Source organism: Aequorivita todarodis, from assembly GCF_028561335.1.
GTDB classification, from domain to species: Bacteria; Bacteroidota; Bacteroidia; order Flavobacteriales; family Flavobacteriaceae; genus Aequorivita; species Aequorivita todarodis.
Window position 1 is genome coordinate 17,249 of the sequence record NZ_JAQQTG010000051.1, and the last position, 20,118, is coordinate 37,366.

Annotated in this window: 19 protein-coding genes; 10 read left to right on the forward strand and 9 right to left on the reverse strand. The window is 42.6% G+C overall.

Going from position 1 to position 20,118, the window contains the following annotated elements:
• Positions 1–7 precede the first annotated feature (7 nt).
• Both POV26_RS14470 and POV26_RS14475 read right to left on the reverse strand, forming a co-directional pair.
• Entirely contained in the window at positions 8–307 is a 300-nt protein-coding gene (locus POV26_RS14470; protein WP_272857181.1) for an antibiotic biosynthesis monooxygenase family protein, read from the reverse strand.
• Entirely contained in the window at positions 307–1,371 is a 1,065-nt protein-coding gene (locus POV26_RS14475; RefSeq protein ID WP_272857182.1) for an isoaspartyl peptidase/L-asparaginase family protein, read from the reverse strand. The genes POV26_RS14470 and POV26_RS14475 overlap by 1 nt, the downstream gene beginning before the upstream one ends.
• 201 nt (positions 1,372–1,572) lie before the next feature.
• On the opposite strand from POV26_RS14475, the gene POV26_RS14480 reads away from it, so the two are divergent.
• The 3 genes from POV26_RS14480 (at position 1,573) to amaB (ending at position 4,478) form a co-directional block, all read left to right on the forward strand.
• Positions 1,573–2,082 (forward strand): CAP domain-containing protein, encoded by a 510-nt coding sequence (locus POV26_RS14480; protein ID WP_272857183.1) that lies wholly within the window; start codon positions 1,573–1,575, stop codon positions 2,080–2,082.
• A 64-nt stretch (positions 2,083–2,146) separates the two neighbouring features.
• Complete coding sequence (locus POV26_RS14485) at positions 2,147–2,683, forward strand: 3-hydroxyanthranilate 3,4-dioxygenase (RefSeq protein WP_272857184.1); 537 nt, start codon at positions 2,147–2,149, stop codon at positions 2,681–2,683.
• Between the two features lie 235 nt (positions 2,684–2,918).
• Positions 2,919–4,478, forward strand: a complete 1,560-nt coding sequence (gene amaB / locus POV26_RS14490; RefSeq protein WP_272857185.1) for an L-piperidine-6-carboxylate dehydrogenase — start codon at positions 2,919–2,921, stop codon at positions 4,476–4,478.
• 146 nt (positions 4,479–4,624) lie between these two features.
• Here the strand turns inward: amaB and POV26_RS14495 are convergent, their stop codons facing one another.
• The 7 genes from POV26_RS14495 to POV26_RS14525 all read right to left on the reverse strand — a co-directional run bounded on the left by POV26_RS14495 (position 4,625) and on the right by POV26_RS14525 (position 11,203).
• On the reverse strand, positions 4,625–5,614 hold the full coding sequence (locus POV26_RS14495; protein ID WP_272857186.1) for an acyl-ACP desaturase: 990 nt from the start codon (positions 5,612–5,614) through the stop codon (positions 4,625–4,627).
• A 63-nt stretch (positions 5,615–5,677) separates the two neighbouring features.
• Positions 5,678–6,403, reverse strand: coding sequence for a metallophosphoesterase family protein (locus tag POV26_RS14500; protein ID WP_272857187.1), 726 nt, complete (start codon positions 6,401–6,403; stop codon positions 5,678–5,680).
• Positions 6,400–7,491, reverse strand: a complete 1,092-nt coding sequence (locus POV26_RS14505; protein WP_272857188.1) for a TFIIB-type zinc ribbon-containing protein — start codon at positions 7,489–7,491, stop codon at positions 6,400–6,402. The genes POV26_RS14500 and POV26_RS14505 overlap by 4 nt, the downstream gene beginning before the upstream one ends.
• A 139-nt stretch (positions 7,492–7,630) precedes the next feature.
• Positions 7,631–8,770, reverse strand: coding sequence for an SPFH domain-containing protein (locus tag POV26_RS14510; protein WP_272857189.1), 1,140 nt, complete (start codon positions 8,768–8,770; stop codon positions 7,631–7,633).
• 57 nt (positions 8,771–8,827) lie between these two features.
• Positions 8,828–9,964 (reverse strand): ATP-binding protein, encoded by a 1,137-nt coding sequence (locus tag POV26_RS14515; RefSeq protein WP_272857190.1) that lies wholly within the window; start codon positions 9,962–9,964, stop codon positions 8,828–8,830.
• 53 nt (positions 9,965–10,017) lie between these two features.
• Positions 10,018–10,407, reverse strand: coding sequence for a four helix bundle protein (locus POV26_RS14520; RefSeq protein ID WP_272857191.1), 390 nt, complete (start codon positions 10,405–10,407; stop codon positions 10,018–10,020).
• Between the two features lie 37 nt (positions 10,408–10,444).
• Entirely contained in the window at positions 10,445–11,203 is a 759-nt protein-coding gene (locus tag POV26_RS14525; protein WP_272857192.1) for an SDR family NAD(P)-dependent oxidoreductase, read from the reverse strand.
• Positions 11,204–11,479: 276 nt separating this feature from the next.
• On the opposite strand from POV26_RS14525, the gene POV26_RS14530 reads away from it, so the two are divergent.
• From POV26_RS14530 to POV26_RS14560, 7 genes are all read left to right on the forward strand, one after another.
• Positions 11,480–12,484, forward strand: a complete 1,005-nt coding sequence (locus tag POV26_RS14530; protein WP_045080334.1) for an AAA family ATPase — start codon at positions 11,480–11,482, stop codon at positions 12,482–12,484.
• A 136-nt stretch (positions 12,485–12,620) separates the two neighbouring features.
• Positions 12,621–13,484: a DUF58 domain-containing protein gene (locus tag POV26_RS14535; protein ID WP_272857193.1), complete on the forward strand. Its 864-nt coding sequence runs from the start codon at positions 12,621–12,623 to the stop codon at positions 13,482–13,484.
• A 44-nt stretch (positions 13,485–13,528) separates the two neighbouring features.
• Positions 13,529–15,202, forward strand: a complete 1,674-nt coding sequence (locus tag POV26_RS14540; protein WP_272857194.1) for a DUF4381 domain-containing protein — start codon at positions 13,529–13,531, stop codon at positions 15,200–15,202.
• On the forward strand, positions 15,192–16,196 hold the full coding sequence (locus POV26_RS14545; RefSeq protein ID WP_272857195.1) for a vWA domain-containing protein: 1,005 nt from the start codon (positions 15,192–15,194) through the stop codon (positions 16,194–16,196). Before POV26_RS14540 ends, POV26_RS14545 begins: the two co-directional genes overlap by 11 nt.
• Before the next feature lie 2 nt (positions 16,197–16,198).
• Positions 16,199–17,248, forward strand: coding sequence for a VWA domain-containing protein (locus POV26_RS14550; protein WP_272857196.1), 1,050 nt, complete (start codon positions 16,199–16,201; stop codon positions 17,246–17,248).
• Complete coding sequence (locus POV26_RS14555; RefSeq protein WP_272857197.1) at positions 17,229–18,134, forward strand: tetratricopeptide repeat protein; 906 nt, start codon at positions 17,229–17,231, stop codon at positions 18,132–18,134. The genes POV26_RS14550 and POV26_RS14555 overlap by 20 nt, the downstream gene beginning before the upstream one ends.
• A gap of 172 nt (positions 18,135–18,306) precedes the next feature.
• On the forward strand, positions 18,307–20,079 hold the full coding sequence (locus POV26_RS14560) for a BatD family protein (RefSeq protein WP_272857198.1): 1,773 nt from the start codon (positions 18,307–18,309) through the stop codon (positions 20,077–20,079).
• The last annotated feature ends 39 nt before the right edge of the window (positions 20,080–20,118 follow it).

Sequence of the window (20,118 nt, forward strand, 5' to 3'; positions counted from 1 at the left end):
TGCCCCTTCAAGCGTTAAATTCATAATCCCGTTCCACTTTGCAAACCCTCACTTTATAATACGAATACCATTGTTCCCGACCTTTTTTCTGGGCAGTTAAATGCTCAAGATTCGCTTTCCAGTTTTTAATACTTTCAAGATTTTGCCAGTAACTCACCGTGATTCCTATTGCATTTCGGGCACTTTCAATTCCTAAAAATCCGGATTGTTGTTTTGCCAAAGTTTCCATTAAATCTGCCATTTCAGCATAGCCTTCAATGTTTTCAGTTTGGACGGAAGTGAAAATTACAGCGTAATAGGGCTCCATTATTCTTCTTTATATATTTTAATAATTAATTCCCCTTCGGAATTCATCGTGGCGCGATACATGCCCGCAGTGTTGAATTCCATCGCTACATTTCCATCCTTATCAATTGCAACAATGCCACCATCGCCACCAAGGGCTGGGACTTTTTTCTGGATAACTTCGGAAGCGGCTTCCTGCAAAGTCATTCCTTTATATTCCATCAAGGCAGAAATATCATAGGCAACAACAGAGCGAATGAAATACTCGCCCCAACCCGTTGATGAAACGGCGCAAGTTGCATTGTTAGCATAGGTTCCAGCGCCAATAATTGGTGCATCGCCAATACGGTTCCAGCGTTTGTTGGTCATTCCGCCCGTTGAAGTTCCAGCGGCAAGGTTTCCGTGTTTGTCCAAGGCTGCACAACCCACGGTCCCGAATTTTGAGCTTTTTATATAAGAATCTTCAAAGGAAATCTTCTTTTCGTTTTGGGCTTTTTCTCTTTCCAAAACCCGTTGTAAAGACTCGTATCTATTTTGGGTGTAGAAATAAGAAGTATCCATCATTTTATAGCCCAAACCTTTTGCAAATTCTTGCGCGCCGGCGCCATACAGCATTACGTGTTCGCTTTTTTGCATTACATCCCGCGCTAAATCGATTGGGTTTTTGATGTGCTTCACGCCCGCTACTGCCCCAGCATTCAGCGTAGCGCCGTCCATTATGGATGCATCAAGCTCGTTGGAGCCTTCGTGCGTAAAAACGGCACCTTTCCCCGCGTTGAATAAGGGCGAATCTTCCATTATATTAATGGTATGCGTAACGGCATCCAAAGAGCTGCCACCATTTTTCAAAATTTCATAGCCTACGGAAATTGCTTCTTTCAGCTTAGCCTTATAGGCTGCTTCCAAGGAATCGCTCATATTTTCCTTCAAAATAGTTCCGGCGCCTCCGTGGATGACAATTCCAAAGTTTTCTTCCTTTTGAGTTGCATTTTCTGAAATCTTTTCCCTCTCAGAAGTAGATTTTTCTTCGTTTTTACATCCGAAAAGAAGAAAAATGGCAACGAAATATGTTAAAATTTTAACCATACCGATAATTTTAAAGTCCTCCTAAATATACGTGAAATATACTGTTTACGGTACATTGCACAATTTTAATTGCTTCCAAATTTCAAAATATATACCATTTATCCGATAAAGTGCGCAATTTATTCGTTAAAGTGCTTTTTTTAAATATTTTTTAATATATTTGAATCGACATCAAGCCCCAAATCTGGTGTCCCCCAAATTATGCACCTACTAAAAAGCAACCTACTTGCAATGGCATTGCTATGCCTAGTAATTACCTCGTGTTCAAAAGAGGATTCTGTTGAAGTTGAAGCCGCCAAGTACGACATCGATTTGGCTTTGGCCCAAAGAAACGACAGCCAAATGTCTTCTGAAATTTTAAGCCTGGTTAATGACCATCGCGCGTCATTGGGCCTTTCCGCACTCAAAATGGATACCCAGTATGCCTCCGCCTTTGCCGTGGACCACACCGAGTATATGATTGAAAAGGAGCAGATAAACCACGATAATTTTGGCTATCGTTCCGAAGGAATAAAATATCACGATAACGCCGAAGTAGTAGGCGAAAACGTTGCCTATGGCTATGAAACCGCCGAGGCCGTTGTAAATGCTTGGCTGAACAGCCCCGGACACAAAGCCATTATTGAAGGAAATTACACCCACACTGGATTTGGTGTAATGAAATGCGCCAAAGGCCGAAGCTATTTCACACAACTCTTTTATAGAAAGTAACCTCACATCCCTTTTCTATTAGTCTAAATTGCCGTATTTTTACGTAACAGTTAAAAATACGGCAATGGCTATTAAAAAACCTTTCAACCTCAATAAATGGATTGAGGAAAATCGCGACCTGCTGAAACCACCAGTGGGCAATAAGAATTTATATGTTGAATCTGACGATTATATCGTAATGATAGTTGCCGGTCCCAATGCCCGAAAGGACTATCACTACAACGAAACCGAGGAACTTTTTTATCAACTTGAGGGAAATATTCAGATTGCAATCCAGGAAGATGGCGAGAAAAAAGTGATGGAACTAGGCCCTGGCGATATGTATCTGCATCCCGCAAAGGTGCCGCATTCTCCCGGTAGGAGTGCTGGTTCAATAGGCTTGGTTATTGAAAGAAAACGAACCGACCTTGAGGGAAAAGACGGCCTGCTTTGGTTTTGCGACAATTGCAACAACAAATTATATGAAGTTTACTTCCCGCTAAGCGATATTGAAACCGATTTTCTAAAACACTTCAAACATTTCTACGGAAGCAAAGACCTGCGAACTTGTAACAAATGCGGAACGGTGATGGAAGCCGATCCACGGTTTACGGCCCCCTAACCCCCAAAAGGGGGAAACGAACTCCGATTCCCTTAAAAGATAATCCTTAATCTTGAGGATATTCATTTTCCTTTCTTCAGCGCATTGTGTACCTTTGCAACATTCCCGCGGAGGCGGGAATCTTTATAAAATTAATAAAAAAATCCGTCTAAGTCTATCCCAAGTGGAAAACCGAAAGACGGAGATAAAACAATCATTGGATTCCCCCTTTCGGGGGAATAAAAAACAACTATATATGCAAGCAACAACCACTAGCTTCGGTATCGAGGAAGCATTGGAACAATTAGGAATTAAGGACGTAAACCAAGGAACTTCCACTGGAAATGAATGGTTTTCAAACGGGGAGGAAATTTCATCTTTTTCACCCGTTGACGGCCAACTCATCGCAAAAGTGAGCACCACTTCCAAAGAAGATTACGAAAAAGTAATGCAAAGCGCCACTTCAGCATTTAAAGACTGGCGATTGAAACCCGCTCCACAACGTGGCGAAATCGTGCGCCAATTTGGTGAAGAGTTGAGAAGACTGAAAGAGCCGCTCGGAAAATTGGTTTCCTATGAAATGGGAAAAAGCTATCAGGAAGGGCTTGGCGAAGTACAGGAAATGATTGACATCTGCGATTTTGCAGTCGGTCTTTCCCGTCAGCTTCACGGCTTGACGATGCACAGTGAACGTCCCGGTCACAGAATGTACGAGCAATATCATCCGCTTGGCGTTGTGGGGATTATTTCAGCATTTAACTTTCCCGTAGCCGTTTGGGCTTGGAACACAGCATTGGCGTGGATTTGCGGCGATGTTTGCGTTTGGAAGCCTTCGGAAAAAACACCGCTTTGTGGAATAGCTTGCCAAAAAATAGCTGCAAAAGTTTTTGCAGACAACAATTTGCCGGAAGGGATTTCTTGCCTAATCAACGGCAATTATAAAGTTGGCGAAATGATGACCAACGATAAGCGCGTGCCTTTGGTTTCAGCTACCGGTTCCATTAGAATGGGGAAAATTGTTGCGCAGGCTGTTGCTGCCCGTCTCGGAAAATCATTACTGGAACTTGGCGGAAACAACGCAATTATCGTGACTCCGGATGCAGATATAAAAATGACCGTTATCGGCGCTGTGTTTGGCGCTGTGGGAACTGCGGGACAACGTTGCACCTCAACCCGAAGATTGATTATTCACGAAAGCATTTATGATAAAGTGAAGGATGCGGTGGTTGATGCCTATAAGCAACTTCGCATCGGGAATCCGTTGGACGAAAAGAACCACGTTGGGCCACTTATCGACAAAGATGCCGTGAAAATGTACAACCAAGCACTTGAAAAAGTTGTGGAAGAAGGTGGAAACATTATTGTTGAAGGCGGCGTTTTGGAAGGCGAAGGCTACGAAAGCGGATGCTACGTAAAACCAGCCATTGCCGAAGCCGAAAACAGCTTTGAAATCGTGCAGCACGAAACCTTTGCCCCCGTATTGTATTTAATGAAATACAGCGGCGATGTTGAAAACGCCATCGAACTTCAAAATGGTGTTGTGCAAGGACTTTCCTCCGCAATTATGACCAACAACCTTCGCGAGGCGGAACGTTTTCTTTCGCACGCAGGAAGCGATTGCGGGATAGCAAACGTAAACATCGGCACCAGCGGGGCCGAGATTGGCGGCGCCTTTGGTGGTGAAAAGGAAACCGGCGGCGGCCGCGAAAGCGGAAGCGATGCCTGGAAAATCTATATGCGCAGGCAGACAAATACAATCAACTATACCACTGAGCTTCCTTTGGCGCAGGGAATTAAGTTTGAAATAGCCCCCTAACCCCCGAAGGGGGAATTCCTACTGTTATAAATAAAAATAATAAACCTCACAGGTCTTTGAGACCTGTGAGGTTTTTTCTTGAGTTACAATCTCCTCCCCTTCGGGGAGGTCGGGAGGGGCCTTTCCCCCTTCGGGGGCTAGGGGGCTTACAACACCCCATTTGGCTCAACCCATTTAAAACGGTTGGCATCCTGCGGAATTTTTATACGTTCGGCAATACGAAGCATTCGCGAAGGTAATTTCAAAAGATAATCCCGTGCCTTTTCAGCTTCATCGGTCAAGCCACTGATTTTTGAAATTTCCCAATGGGCATTTAATTTTTCAAGAATATCAATATAATCAAATGTGGTATAAACGCCCAAACGCTGTGCCGCGTTGCTGAAATCGTCAAATGCTGAAGCCATTTTTCCGCCGCTTTGGCGAAGGTTTTGGGCCGGCATAATGATTTTTTTCTGCATCATATCCTGAAAGGCAATCATCATTTCGCTGGCGTCGTATTCAAAAATAGTCTTTACAAATTCGCGATATGCTAAGTGGTGGCGCATTTCATCGCCTGCAATAATATTGCACATTTTCGCGAGCATTTTATTGCCCTTTTTCTTTGCAATCTTTCCAACACGGTTGTGTGAAACATTCGTTGCCAATTCCTGAAAACTCGTATAAACAAAATTTCGGTAAGGGTCGCGACCAGTACCAACTTCAAAACCGTCGTTGATTAAATGTTGCGTGGTTTTTTCAACTTCCTTCATATTTACCCTTCCGGATAAATAGAGGTATTTGTTCAAGGTATCACCGTGGCGGTTCTCTTCTCCCGTCCAATGGCGGATCCATTTGCTCCAGCCGTTTCGGCCGTGCTGGTCCACGCCTTCCATATCCATCAACCAACTTTCGTAGGTTGGCAGGGCTTCCTCCGTAACCATATCGCCCACCAAAACAATCCAAAAATCATAGCCCAATTCTTTGGCCTCTTCGCGGATTTGGATAACCTCATCCATATAATTTTCCTTTTGAAAATTGGGCAATAGATCAGTGGGTTGCCAAATTTCATCAACGGGAATCAAATATTGGTCAATATAACTGTCGATTTTCTTTTCAACAGTCTGCATTACTTCCAAACGGATATTTTTAAGCGCCATGGTGTTATTTTAGAGGAATTACAAAGATAGCAAGTGAAAGATGGAATTTGTAATAAAGAAGTCTTAATTCCTGCCTTTTTCTTCGGGATATAATTTATAAGCAGGCTCGCTCTGCCAAATTTCCTTCGAATCCACATCGAGCATCGAAATTTTTCCTTTGAAAGCCGCGCCCGTATCCACATTCCAAACATTGGCGAAATTTGCGGGTTTGTCAAACCCAACACGGGTTACAGGTGTATGGCCGATATAAATTTCTTTAAAAAGTTTCAGCCGTTTTGGGTATCTATCGTCTTCTTCGGAAATGGAGGAATCCATCGCGCAGACCATTTCCCAAAGGGTCCGGTCCCAATAGACCATATTTGGGTAATACTCACTTTGCGGCCCATGCTGATTGGTAAAACCCGCATGCAGAAAAAGGCGGTTTTGAGAATCTATGTGATAATTCACCAAATTTTCAAAAAATTGAAGATGCTTTTTCTTTTCCTCTTCGGAAATTTTCGAATAGCTTTCCACGCTACTCTCCCCGCCCTGACTGAGCCACATCGGGTTTCTTTCACCGAATTTTAAATATTTATAAAGCAATTCGTCGTGATTTCCGCGGATGAAGATGCAATCATTTTTTTTTGAAAAATCAATCAAATAGGAAACCACTTCGGTCGATTCACTCCAGCCATCCACGTAATCGCCCACAAAAATATATTGTGTGCCTTTCGGAAGATTTACCATTTCCAATAATTGCTTTAACGCCCTAAACCCTCCGTGAATATCGCCGATTACAACTGTTCTCATTTTGAAGAAAATAAGTAAATAATTACAATTGCCAAAATAATGGTAAACACCAAAAAGAATATTTTCCAAAAGGAATAAGGTCTCTCTCCAGAAATTACGCCACTTTGTCCGTTCACAAAAAAGTTGTAGCGTTTTCCTTTAAACCTATAAGTGCTTATGTAAACCGGAAGCAAGATATGTTTGAAAGTTTCATCGGAAAGTTTCATATTTATTGACGAAACTTGCTGGGTGTCGCCACCAATATCGCGTCGTACCCAACTGTCTGCAATCTGTTCGGCTATTTTATTGCTTTCGTCGTGGCCTTCCAATAACGGAATCGTGTATTTTTCAGTAACGAAGCCAGATAGATAACCGCTATCAAAAGGTTTTAACAATTGCAAATTCCACCGCGCTATTTTCTGCGGAATAACCCCCGTTTTTTGGCTGGAGGCTTTAATCAAAGTATCGTCAACAAATCCCGAAACGCTTCCCGAGGCAGGATACCAACGCGTTTTTCTTTCCTGTACGGTTCTCCTGTTTTTACCGCTTCCCACCGTTTTGGTTACGTAATAATATTCGCCACGCTGGCCTGTATAATCTGCATAAAGTTGGGCGTCAAACGTCCAATACGGTGCATAGAGCCCTCGCGTTTTTTCGGGATCGAGGGCGGCTCTTTTTAGATTGTTTGGCGCAAACCAAAGTCCATCGACCCATTTTTTAAAAATTTGAAATGCTTTTTTTTGATCAATTTGAAATGGTAAAACCGCACCCGGAAGTATCCATTCTTCTTTATAGGCATCTTCAATAATCAAGGGCGAGCCGCAATAAATACAGGAAAGCGATTTGTAATTTTCTTCAATATGTTGGTTGGCACCGCAATTTTTACAGTGGAGCATCGTGATTTCCTCGCTGTGTTTTTGCGAGCCCATTTTTTCGAGGTAGGGTTTTAATTCCAATTCCTCAAAACCATTTTCGGAAGGGGCAATCGTCTCGGTATGGCCGCAATAATCGCATTTCAGCTCAGTTGTTCCCGGCGCATAGGTAAGCTCTGCGCCACAGTTGACGCAGGATTTTTTGAGTTCAGATTTTTTTGGTGAAATTTCTTCCATTAAAGTTGAAGGTAATTAGACCTACAAGGTGATGAAAACCTTGCAGGAAGGTTTTTCTCTTTAGACCTACAAGGCAGCCTCCTTCGTCGGCAAAACCTTGCAGATCAGCTTCCCTCCTCTGGAGGGACGGGAGGGAGGCCTATTGCGGTGGAAGTGGCGGTGGGGTATTTCCACCCAAAAACGATTTCAATTCCTCAATTTGCTGAAGCGGTGTCCATTCTGCCAAACCGGCTTTCCAAACTAAAGTGTCTTTGTTCACCGTTCTGCTTGCGAACAAAGATTGCAACTGCTCAAAACTCACCGGACCGGCCTGTGTGCCATTGGCGGCGTAAAAATATTGGACTGCGGCAGGCATTGGCGGCGGCATCATTCCGCCCTGTGGCTGCTGTTGTTGCATTTGCTGTTGGCCCATTTGTGGATTCATCATGCCGCCCATTTGTTGCGCGAGCACGAAGCCCATTCCCATGCCCATTCCGGCTCCAGCTGTTCCACCCTCATTGGCCGCGGCAGCTTCAATAGCTTTTGCAGTTTTGAATTTGGTAAGCTTGTCAAGATCCAACTTGTCAATTCGGCTGTATTCGAAGATTTCCTTTTTAAGGTCTTCGGGCATGGAAACGTTTTCAATAAAGAATTTTTCCAAAGAAATTCCCACGCTGTTAAACTCCGGCTGCATCACTTCCTTGCAGGTTTCGGAAAGCTCGGTAGTGTTTGCCGCGTACAGTTCTATGGGAAGTTTTGCCTCGCCAACAGTATCTGTAAATCGTGTGGCGATAAGGCTTTTTAAATGTTCGTTTATTTCGAAATTGGTGAAGTTATTGTCGGTCCCAACAATGTCAACAATAAATTTTCCGGCATCGTTAATCCGGTATGCATAGGTTCCGAAAGCACGGATTTCAACCAAACCGAAACGGTCATCGCTTAGCGTAATCGGGTTTTTGGTGCCCCATTTTTCATCGGTAAAAAGATGGGTGTTCACGAAATATACTTCCGCTTTAAATGGGCTGTCAAACCCGTATTTCCAACCTTTCAACGTGGTTAAAATAGGAAGGTTTTGGGTGTTCAACGTATAGGTTCCCGGCTTAAAAACGTCTGCCAATTGTCCTTCGTTTATAAAAACCGCGGTCTGCCCTTCGCGCACGATGAGTTTTGCGTTATTTTTTATTTCGTTTTGGTAACGTTCAAAACGATGACAAATAGTATCTGGCGTATAATCCAGCCACTCGATGATGTCAATAAATTCATTGCTTAGTTTTTCTTTTATTGTGTCGAAAATGCCCATAGTTCCAAAATTTTAAAAATTGAAGTTTAAAGATATAAAAATAGGTTTAACATTGGATTAATTATAACTCACCTTCCGCAAAATGCGCAGCGATTCCTTTAAAAGCTGATAGGCTTCGGCGTCGTATTCCCTTAAAAATTCCTTGGCTTCCTGCAATTTTTCCTTGGCTTCCTCAAAATCGTTCAAATAGCAAATAAGGTAGGTTGATGGCAAATTCCGCAGATCTTTTTCTTCCGAAGCGGTGAGGGGAATGTTCTTTTTCAGCTTTTCCAAAACTGCATTGTTTGCATTATAGATGTGAAATAGCGTCTTTTTATTGAATTGTGGCGGTTCAAAAATCAATTTTGAATCCATATTATAGGAACCATTTTCTTTGAAATGAATGGTTACTTCTTCCAACGGATAGTATTTAAATTGTTCGTTCAATCCCAAATGCACATATTCCACAGTTTTGAAATAATCGTCTGTATAGGCAATGCTGATTTCATCCAAAGCCGAATAAAATAGCCGAACTTGTTCGTTTATCAATTCAATATCGACCCGCGAATAATATAAATTTTCCTTTACCCTTTTTGGATTTCCAGCCCAACATACCACAAATTGTTCCTTAAAAACCTTGTAGTGGCTTTCCAAATCTTTGTGGCGATGGTTGATAAAATCCATCACCCCGTCCAGTGTGAGCTCTATATTGTTTTTGGCTGCGTTTTCGATGGATTTTACGATTTCGGAATTCACATCCTTTATCTCTATATCGAAATCCTTCGGCATTGAAATACTGCCATCTCGCAGAAAAATGGAGCCGCCCCAATATTTCCAAATGTTTTTGCGCAGCGAAGTAATTTTCCCGTTTGGGCGAATCGTTACCAAGCCCACCACCTTATCTGAAGGCAGATTTGGAAATGCGACGTTTTCATAAATTATCAGCGGCGCATTGGTAAGATAGGCGTTTACGAGGTTTTGGATCTTGCTGTCGTCAAAAAAATCGACACCCCGAATCTCGTTGGTTTCATCCTCAACGCCAATTACGATAAAGGAATTATTTGCCGGATTGCTATTGCTGAGCGCGCATATGTGTTTCAGAAATTTCGCCTTTCCTTCTTTGGTGCCAAGGTCTATTTTTCGCTTTTTATCATAGAAACTGCTCTCGTCGTTATGGGCGAGCAGGTTTTTGATAAGTAGGCGTTTGTTGATCATCGCTCAAGGTTGCAGGTTGCAGGTTGCAGGTTGCAGGTTAAAAGTTAATTTTTCTAATCATATTTTGAACCTTTTCTGTCTGAGTTTTTCAGATATATCATAAATGATTTTATTTTTCTACTATTTAAAATGGCTTTTTCAGAAATTCTTTTGAAAGTTTCCTCATCAATATGGTTTCTATCCAAACAACGATATAATTGTGATCTTGTTTCGCCACAGGAAGCCTTAGCAATACTTAAAAAATTAATAAATTCCCGATTTCCATCTCTTTCAAAACCTTCAGAAATATTATCCATTATGGATCCCGATGCACCATTTATTTGTTCCCGAAGCTTATAATCCCTTTGCAAAGAAGTATTTTGAATTATGTTCCAAACATCTTTACAAATTTCTCTGGCCAACTGCCAAATCTCTAAATCCTCAAATCTTTCTATTTTAGCCATAAGGTAAAATTTTAGGTAAACTTGCAACCTGCAACTTTCAACTTGTAACTTTATTCACAATAGTAGAAGAAGCCTGATCCAAGCACATCACGGTCAAATCCGCAATATTCACGTGCGGCGGGCGGGTTACGGCAAACCAGATTATATCCGCAACATCTTCAGGTTTTAAGGGGGTGTAGCCTTGATATACTTTTTCGGCTTTTTCAGAGTCGCCTTTAAACCGTACCTCGCTGAATTCTGTTTGCACCAATCCGGGGTTTATGGCTCCCACTTTTATTCCCTTTCCGTTCAAATCCAATCGCATTCCTTGATTTATGGCGTCCACAGCATGTTTACTTGCGCAATACACGTTGCCTTTTGGATAGACTTCCTTGCCTGCAGTGCTGCCAATATTTATTATGTGGCCGCTTTTGCGCTCCATCATTTTTGGAAGAATTGCTTTGCTAACGTAAAGTAGGCCTTTCACATTTATATCCAGCATCGCGTCCCAATCGTCAATGCTTCCTTCGTCAATGGCATCCATTCCGTGGGCGTTGCCGGCATCGTTAATTAAAATATCAATTGTTGAGAACTCCTCCGGAAGGGATTGTACCGCAGCGAATACCGCTTCCTTGTTGCGTACATCAAACTTTAAAGTGTGCACTTCCGTTATCTTCGATAGCTCTTCGGAAAGACTTTTTAGCCGTTCCTCCCTTCTTCCGCAGAGAATTAATTTCATTCCATTTTTTGCAAAAAGTCTTGCCGTTGCCATTCCGATGCCAGAGGTAGCTCCGGTTATAAATGCTGTTTTGTTCATTTTTTATTATTTATTGTTATTTTTTATTAAAGCCTCTAACCGAACGCATCTCTCTTAACTGTTAACAATTAACTTTCCCTAAAAGTACTATTTCTGAAATATTTGAAACCCGCTTTTTTGTCAATATTAAAAATCTTAACAAATGCCCAAAATCGCTAAGAAAAGTTTAGGTTTCGCTATTTCTTAATTTAACCAATTGTTAACAGGCTTTTAATCAATAAATTTTCAATTTGCACCGTCTTTTTATAAAGGCTTTAAATTGAATCTAAATACGGTATGGAAAATACAAATTCGACCTTTGACATTGGGGCATTAAACGAAAAAATTGAAAGGGAAAGTGCATTTGTGGATGTACTTTCTATGGAAATGAACAAAGTAATCGTAGGCCAGAAACATATGGTGGAACGGCTTATGATTGGGCTTTTGGGCCAAGGCCACATCCTTTTGGAAGGTGTGCCCGGACTTGCGAAAACCCTTGCAATCAACACACTTGCAAAAGCGGTGCACGGTACTTTCAGCCGAATACAGTTTACGCCAGATTTGCTCCCCGCCGATGTTGTGGGAACGCTCATTTACAATATGAAAGTGAATGACTTCAGCATAAAAAAAGGTCCCATCTTCGCCAATTTCGTACTTGCGGATGAAATTAACCGGGCTCCCGCAAAAGTACAATCCGCGCTTTTGGAGGCGATGCAGGAAAAGCAGGTGACCATTGGCGAAACCACTTTTACCCTCGACAAGCCATTTTTGGTAATGGCAACCCAAAACCCAATTGAGCAGGAAGGAACCTATCCGCTGCCCGAAGCACAGGTGGACCGTTTTATGTTGAAAACGGTAATAAAATATCCACAGATTGCCGAAGAGCAACTCATCATCCGCCAAAACCTAAAAGGCGCTTACGAGCAAATCAATCCTGTGGCGACCATCGATCAAATTCTGCGGGCACAGGCTGCCGTTCGGGAAGTTTATATGGATGAAAAGATTGAGAAATACATTCTCGATATCATCTTCGCTACACGAACTCCCGAGAATTTTGGGCTTGCGGATTTAAAGCCGCTTATCAATTTTGGCGCATCACCACGTGGAAGTATCAACCTTGCCATTGCCGCTAAATGTTACGCCTTTATCCGCCGTCGCGGGTATGTAGTGCCGGAGGATGTTCGCGCCGTAGTGCACGATGTGCTTCGCCACCGTATCGGCATCACTTACGAAGCGGAAGCCGAAAACATCACTTCCGAAGACATCATCAACAAGATTGTTAATGTTATAGAGGTGCCGTAAGCCCCCTAACCCCCGAAGGGGGAACTCTCACTCTTGTGAAAAATTATTAGGTGGGAAAAAATCAAAATAATGTTCAATAATATTTCAAACAAACTTTTAACCGCAAACAATTCCCCCTTCGGGGGTTAGGGGTCTCATGGATACAAAGGAACTTCTTAAAAAAGTACGGAAAATCGAAATCAAAACGCGGCGGTTGAGCGACCACGTGTTTGGTGGCGAGTATCATAGTACGTTTAAGGGTCGCGGGATGACGTTCAGCGAGGTGCGCCAGTACCAATTTGGCGACGACGTCCGGAATATCGATTGGAACGTTACGGCCCGCTACAATGAGCCTTTTGTAAAAGTTTTTGAAGAAGAGCGCGAACTTACGTTGATGTTGATGGTGGATATTAGCGGTTCCGAATTTTTTGGAACGCAGGAACAATTCAAAAATGAAATCATTACCGAAATTGCCGCAACGCTCGCTTTTTCAGCAATGCAAAACAATGACAAAACGGGACTGATTCTTTTTTCAGATGAAATTGAACTTTACATTCCTCCGAAAAAGGGCAAATCGCACGTACTTCGGATTATTCGTGAATTGCTTGAGTTCAAGCCAAAAAGTAACAAGACCGATATTGCCAACGCCTTGAAATTTTTAAGCAGCGTAATGAAGAAGAAAGCCATTGTTTTTGTGCTTTCAGATTTTATTGCGGACGGTTACCGCGACACTTTAAAAATCGCCGCCAAAAAGCACGATGTTACGGGAATAAGAATTTACGATAAAGCCGAGGAAAACATACCAAATCTGGGAATGGTGCAGATGGAAGACCAAGAGACCGGAGAACTTTTACTGGTAAATACAGGGTCAAAAAGTGTGCGCAACCAATATTACAGTTACCATCGCGAAAGGGTGGATTATTTCAATGAATCGTTTACAAAAAGTGGCGCAGGCGCATTGAGCACAAGGGTTGACGAAAGTTATGTAAAAAAATTGTTGGGATATTTCAAACGCAGGTAGGCGCGCGATTCATCGCGCGCATTTAAAAGAAATCAAAATTTGAATTGAAAAAAAATAAAATCCATATTATAAAATTTGAAAGATTGAAGCCATTTGGTTTTCAAAAGAACCGCTATTTTCTTTTTTCTCTGTTCTTTTTTCTTTGCTCTCTCAGCTCCTTTTCACAAGTAACTTCTTCTATTGATTCCACAAAAATCAAGATCGGCGAGGAAATACTTTACACCATAAACGTACAGGCAGACTCAACGGATGTTGTGGTTTTTCCCGAAGAGCAGACTTTTGCGCCTTTGGAAATGATTGAATCTTATAAGACCGATACCACTTTTGAAGCTTCCAAACTGCGCCTAATCAAAAAATACGGATTGACGCAATTTGACAGTGGCCATTACACCATTCCGCCGCAGCGCGTTCTCATTAACAACAAACCTTTTTTAACCGATTCCATAAAGGTTGAAGTGGCCGATGTTCCCGTTGATACGACCAAACAGAAAATGTTCGACATAAAACCGGCGGTGGAAGTGAAAAGCCCCCCGTTTGATTGGTTGTCGCTTCTTTATTGGTTGGTTCCGATACTTTTAATTATTGCAATTGCCATTTATCTCTTCCGAAGAAAAAAACGAAAAGAAGCTGCCGAAAAGCAATTGCCGCCCTACGAAGAAGCAATCGTCGCATTAAAAACTTTGGACAACAGCCAACTTTTAAAGGAAAACAAAAGCAAGGAATATTACAGCAGCCTCACTGAAATCGTAAAACGTTATTTGGACCGCGAAGTGGACGAAGCCGCTTTGGAAAGCACGAGCGACGAGCTGATCACGCGATTGATGATGCACAAAGACGCGGGGAATTTCGACTTCGATTTGGAAACCATCCGCAAGCTGGATGCAATTTTCAAACGTGCCGATTTGGTGAAATTTGCCAAAATGAACCAAGAATCGGGGCAAGCCGAAGTGGATAGAAAAACCATTGAGGAAATCATCAACGAAACCCACGAAGCCGTTCCCGAACCTACCGAGGAAGAGCTTTTGGCTAATCAGGAATACCTTGAAAAACTTCAGAAAAAACGCCAGCGCAGAAAATGGATTTTGGGAATTTCGGGCGTATTTGCTGCGATTGTTTTGGCAGGAATTATTTACGGTGCCGCTACCGGGTTCGACAACTTAAAGGATAAGGTTTTGGGCAATGACCTCCGCGAGCTCGCCGAAGGCCGATGGATAAAGAGCGAATACGGCAATCCGGCGGTAATTTTGGAAACCCCCGAAGTGCTCGTCCGAGCGGAAGCTCCCACCACAAATGCCGATAAAAGTGCGGTGATGGGACGGGATTTCTTCACATATGGCGAAATGAATTCCCCACTTTACATTATGGTTTCAACCACACAGTTCAGCCAAAAGCAGGACATTGCCCTCGAAACGGCACTCGATGCGGTTTTGGATGATTTAGAGCAAAGTGGCGCGAAAAATCTAATAGTGAAACGCGACGATTTTGAAACAGATAAGGGCATAAAAGGATTGAAAGCCTACGGCGAATTCAACGTGCAGGTTTCAGATACTAAAGTTTTAAAAGAGAAAAGCACGTATGAACTTTTACTATTCGCTCAGCAGAACGGCTTGCAGGAAGTTTTGATTGTGTATCAGGACGATGGCAAATACGCAGAAGAAATAAAAAAACGAATTGAAGCTTCCATAGAGCTTGAAATTTCAGAGAAAGATGGGCAGTAATTTCGAATTTGTAAATCCACAGTTTTTCTGGTTGTTCCTCCTACTTCCGGTGCTCGTGCTATGGTATTTATGGAAGCGGAAACAGCAAACGGCTTCTTTGAAAATATCCAGTGTCAGCGGTTTCAAATCTGGCAAAAACTGGTTGGCGCGATTAAAACCGTTGCTTTTCGCGCTTCGTCTTTTGGCGCTTTCAGCTTTAATTATTGCAATGGCGCGACCACGCACCGTTGACGAATCCACAAAAACAAAAACCACACGCGGAATCGATATCGTGATGGCGATAGACGTTTCGGCAAGTATGCTGGCGCGCGATTTAAAACCAAACCGTTTGGAAGCATTGAAAACAGTGGCCGCACGGTTCATTAATGCACGTCCCAACGACCGCATTGGATTAGTGGAATACGCAGGCGAAAGTTACACCCGCACGCCGTTGACGAGCGATAAAACCATCGTGCTTTCGTCCCTAAAAAACATAACCTACAACACGACCATTGAAGGTGGAACCGCAATCGGTTCCGGTTTGGCAACGGCCGTGAACCGTTTAAAAGAGAGCCGCGCCAAAAGCAAAGTGATTATTTTGTTGACCGATGGGGTAAACAACACTGGATTCATCGACCCAAAAATTGCGAGCGAGCTTGCCGTGGAATTTGGGATAAAAGTTTACACTATCGGTTTGGGAAGCAACGGAATGGCGATGTCGCCCATCGGTATTCGTCCCGACGGCGGTTTTCAATACGGAAATGTGCAAGTGGAAATTGACGAGGCGTTGCTGAAAGAAATTGCGGAAAAAACCGGCGGACAATATTTCCGGGCAACGAGCACCACCAAACTGGAGCAGATTTACGAAGAAATAAACAAACTGGAAAAAACCGATATCGAAGAATTCAAATACACCCATTATGACGAAATGTTCCGCCCGTGGGCCATTTTCGCATTAATATTGGTTGGGTTTGAGTTTTTGTTGCGAATTACAATATTTAAAGGATTTTTATAGAAATGGATCAAATAGTTTTAGATCAACCCATATACTTCTACATTCTCTTCGCCATTCCGGTGATAGTGGTGGTTTTTCTATTGCTTTTGGTTTGGAAAAGAACGGTTCAGAAAAGATTTGTTGATAAAGAACTGCTGAAAAAATTGAGCCCAAACCGTTCACTCTTTAAATCTATTTTAAAAGTTTTGGTGCTTTGTTTGGCCATTGCCTGTTTAAGTTTTGCATTGGTAAATCCTAAAATAGGCACCAAGCTCGAAACGGTAAAGCGTGAAGGCGTTGACATTGTTTTTGCGTTGGACGTTTCAAAAAGTATGTTGGCGGAAGACATTGCGCCCAACCGTTTGGAAAAGGCAAAACAGCTCATTACCCAAATAATCAACGGGCTTGCAGGCGATAGAATCGGAATCATTGGTTACGCTGGGAGCGCTTTTCCGCAGGTTCCCATCACTTCAGATTTTTCATCCGCAAAATTATTTTTAAGTGGAATGAATACCGATATGGTTTCTTCACAAGGAACCGCCATTACCCAAGCCATTGAATTGGCACAAACTTTTTATGACGACGAAGACCAGACCAATCGCGTGCTTTTCATCATTTCAGACGGGGAAGACCACGAGGGCAATGTTTCGACAATTGCCGAGGAAGCTGCGGAAAAAGGCATCCGTATTTTTACCATCGGCGTGGGAACTTTGGAGGGCGGCCCAATTCCTATCAAAGAAAATGGCGTGCTTCAATATTACAAACGCGACCAAAATAACGAGCAGGTAATCACCCGTTTAAGTGAAGAAACTCTTAAAGAGATTGCCAAAACCGCCAATGGTGAGTATATTGACGGCTCAAATACCAAAGTAGTTGTTGATCAAGTTAAAGCCATTTTAAACGGAATGGACAAAAAGGAATTTGAGGCCAAGCAATTTACCGATTTTAAGGACCAATTCCAGTGGTTTTTGGCTGGGGCATTATTTTTGCTGGTTTTGGATGTGTTCCTTTTGGAACGTCAAACAGCCTGGCTCAAAAAGTTGAATTTGTTTAATGAAAAGGAAAAGCAATAAAATGATGTTTGTGGATAGAATGTTTTTTCAGAAAAATGCTACGCGGAAAATTGCGATAATTCTGTGCGCTGCCTTTTTCTCGTTGAATTCATTTGCCCAACCACAACCTACCAAGGAGCAAAAAAAGGAGCTGAAAGCTGCACGGAATTATTTGAGTGAGGCCCAGCAAGCACTTCAAAAGGATAAATTTTCCGTTGCCGAAGCAGATTACCGAAAAGCGATTTCCCTCAACCCAAAAAGCGAAACTGCAAAGTACAATTTGGGCACCGCTTACTACGGAAAAGAGAAAAATGCCGAGGCCATGCTTCGTTTTAAACAAGCAGCAACCACCGCAACCAGCAAAGCCGAAAAGCACAAAGCCTTTCACAATCTCGGGAATACGTATATGAACGAAAAAAAATATACCGAAGCTGTGGAAGCGTATAAAAATGCACTTCGCAACAATCCAAATGATGATGAAACGCGGTATAATTTAGCATTGGCGAAGGATATGTTAGAAAAAAATCCGCCACCGCCCCAAGACGATAATAAGGACGACAAAGACCAAAACAAGGAGAACCAAGACCAGGATAAAAAAGACCAACAGGACCAGGACAATAAAAATAACGAGGGCGACAAAGGCGACGAGAAAGACGAAAAGGACAAAGGCGACCAAAACGAGGATAAGAAAGAAGGCGATAAAGATAAGGACCAAGGCAATCCCGACAAGCCAAAGGACGAAGAGGGCGACAAGCCACAACAACAGCAACCCGTGCCCGGACAACTTTCACCGCAACAAGTAAAAAGTCTGTTGGAAGCAATGAACAACGAAGAGAAAAAAACGCAGGAAAAGATAAATGCCGAAAAACAAAAAGGCGCAAAAGTGAGAACGGATAAAGATTGGTAGAGACGCACGGCCGTGCGTCTCCCAAAAATAGGAGGCCGTGCGTCTCCCCAAAACGGAGGCCGTGCGTCTCCCCAAAACGGAGGCCGTGCGTCTCCCAAAAATGAGAGGCCCTGCGCCTCCCCAGATTGGAATAAAACAAAGTCGTTTCAACTGATTATTTTTGATTATAATAATGAAAATGAAACATTTAATTTTTTTAATATTAGTAGTGTTTGGTACTGGCCTGGCCACTGCACAGGTTCAGTTTGATGCCAAGGTGAGCAAAAAAAGACTTGGAATAAACGAGCGGTTGCGCGTTGATTTTGAAATGAACCAAGATGGCGACAATTTTAGACCACCGAGTTTTGATGGTTTCCGCGTAGTTGGTGGGCCAAATCAATCCATCAGTAATTCGTGGATAAACGGCAAACGAAGTTTTTCAAAAACGTATTCCTATTTTTTAGCACCGCAAACCCGCGGAAAAATCACAATTGCACAAGCCACGATTGAAATAGAAGGCGAAACTTATAAAACCCTTCCCGTTGAGGTGGAAGTAACCGCCGCAGTCGATGTGCCAAAAGACGGCAACAATGCCGATTACGTAGCCAGTGAGAATGTACATTTGGTTGCTGAAGTTTCAAAAGCCAATCCATACCTAAACGAAGCAATTACGGTTACCTACAAACTTTATGTTTCGCACGATGTAAGCATTACCAGCCAATGGCGGGAGATTGACACTCCAAAATACGCCGATTTTTGGAGCCAGAATATTGACAATCAAAACAATTTTAAGGTTTACGAAGGCAAATACAATGGCCAGGATTATCGATACGTGGTGTTAAGAACCACCGTACTTTATCCGCAAAAAACAGGCGAACTGGAAATAGAACCGCTCACGCTGGATATTCCCATAGACGTGCAGGGCAACCGCCGCGATATATTTGGCAGAAGAGTGATGGAACGTGTGAACAAAACCATTTCGGCAGGAAAGCGTACCATTAATGTGAAACCGCTTCCCTTGGAAGGAAAACCCGATGGTTTCAACGGCGCCGTGGGCGATTTCACTTTTGATGTAAACACCAATAAAACCCAGCTAAACGCCAACGAATCACTTCAATTGGACGTGAAAGTTTCTGGTAAAGGGAATTTAAAATTGTTCACCCTTCCCACGGTAAAACTTCCAAACACCATAGAAGTTTATGAGCCCGAGCACAGCGAAAGCGTAAGCACGACCATCGGCGGAATGTCAGGCAGCATAACGGATTCCTATACTGTTGTTCCGCAGTTTAAGGGAACCTATCCGGTGAACCCGATTACCTTTTCTTTCTTCGACCCGAAAACTGAAAAATACAGAACCATTACTTCAAAAGAATTTACCATTGAAGTTGAAAATGGGCCCATAAGTTCGGCTACTGCCAATACCAATTCCAACGATGCGAAAAAGCAAGTTGTGCTTTCAAAGGATAATTTCAAATACATAAAATTGGACGCCAATCTAAAACCCATTGCAGAAGAAAGTTTCTTTAAATCGCCATTATTTTGGTCGCTTTTGGGCGGGCCGTTCTTGTTGATTCCCCTATTCATCCTTGCAGGAAAAAAACGCAAAGAGCGTTTGAACGATGTGGAAGGAAACAAGTTGCGCCGCGCGAACAAACTTGCCAAAAAATACCTTTCGGAAGCAAAACGGAACATTCAAAACCCAACTGCTTTTTATGAGTCGTTAGAGCGCGCGCTTCACAATTATTTAAAGGCGAAGCTGAATATTGAAACTTCGGAAATGGAAAAGGGTCTTATCTCGAAAATGTTGCTCGAACGAAATGTGGAAGCACCAACGGTGGAAAGTTTCATCAGTTTGTTGAAAAGCTGCGAATTTGCGCGATATGCTTCGTCTTCAACAGCATCCGTACAGCAGGATTACAGCAAGGCGGTGGAAGTAATTTCAAACATTGATAAACAAATAGATTAGGAATTAGGGATTAGGGATTAGGGATTAGGGATTAGAAAA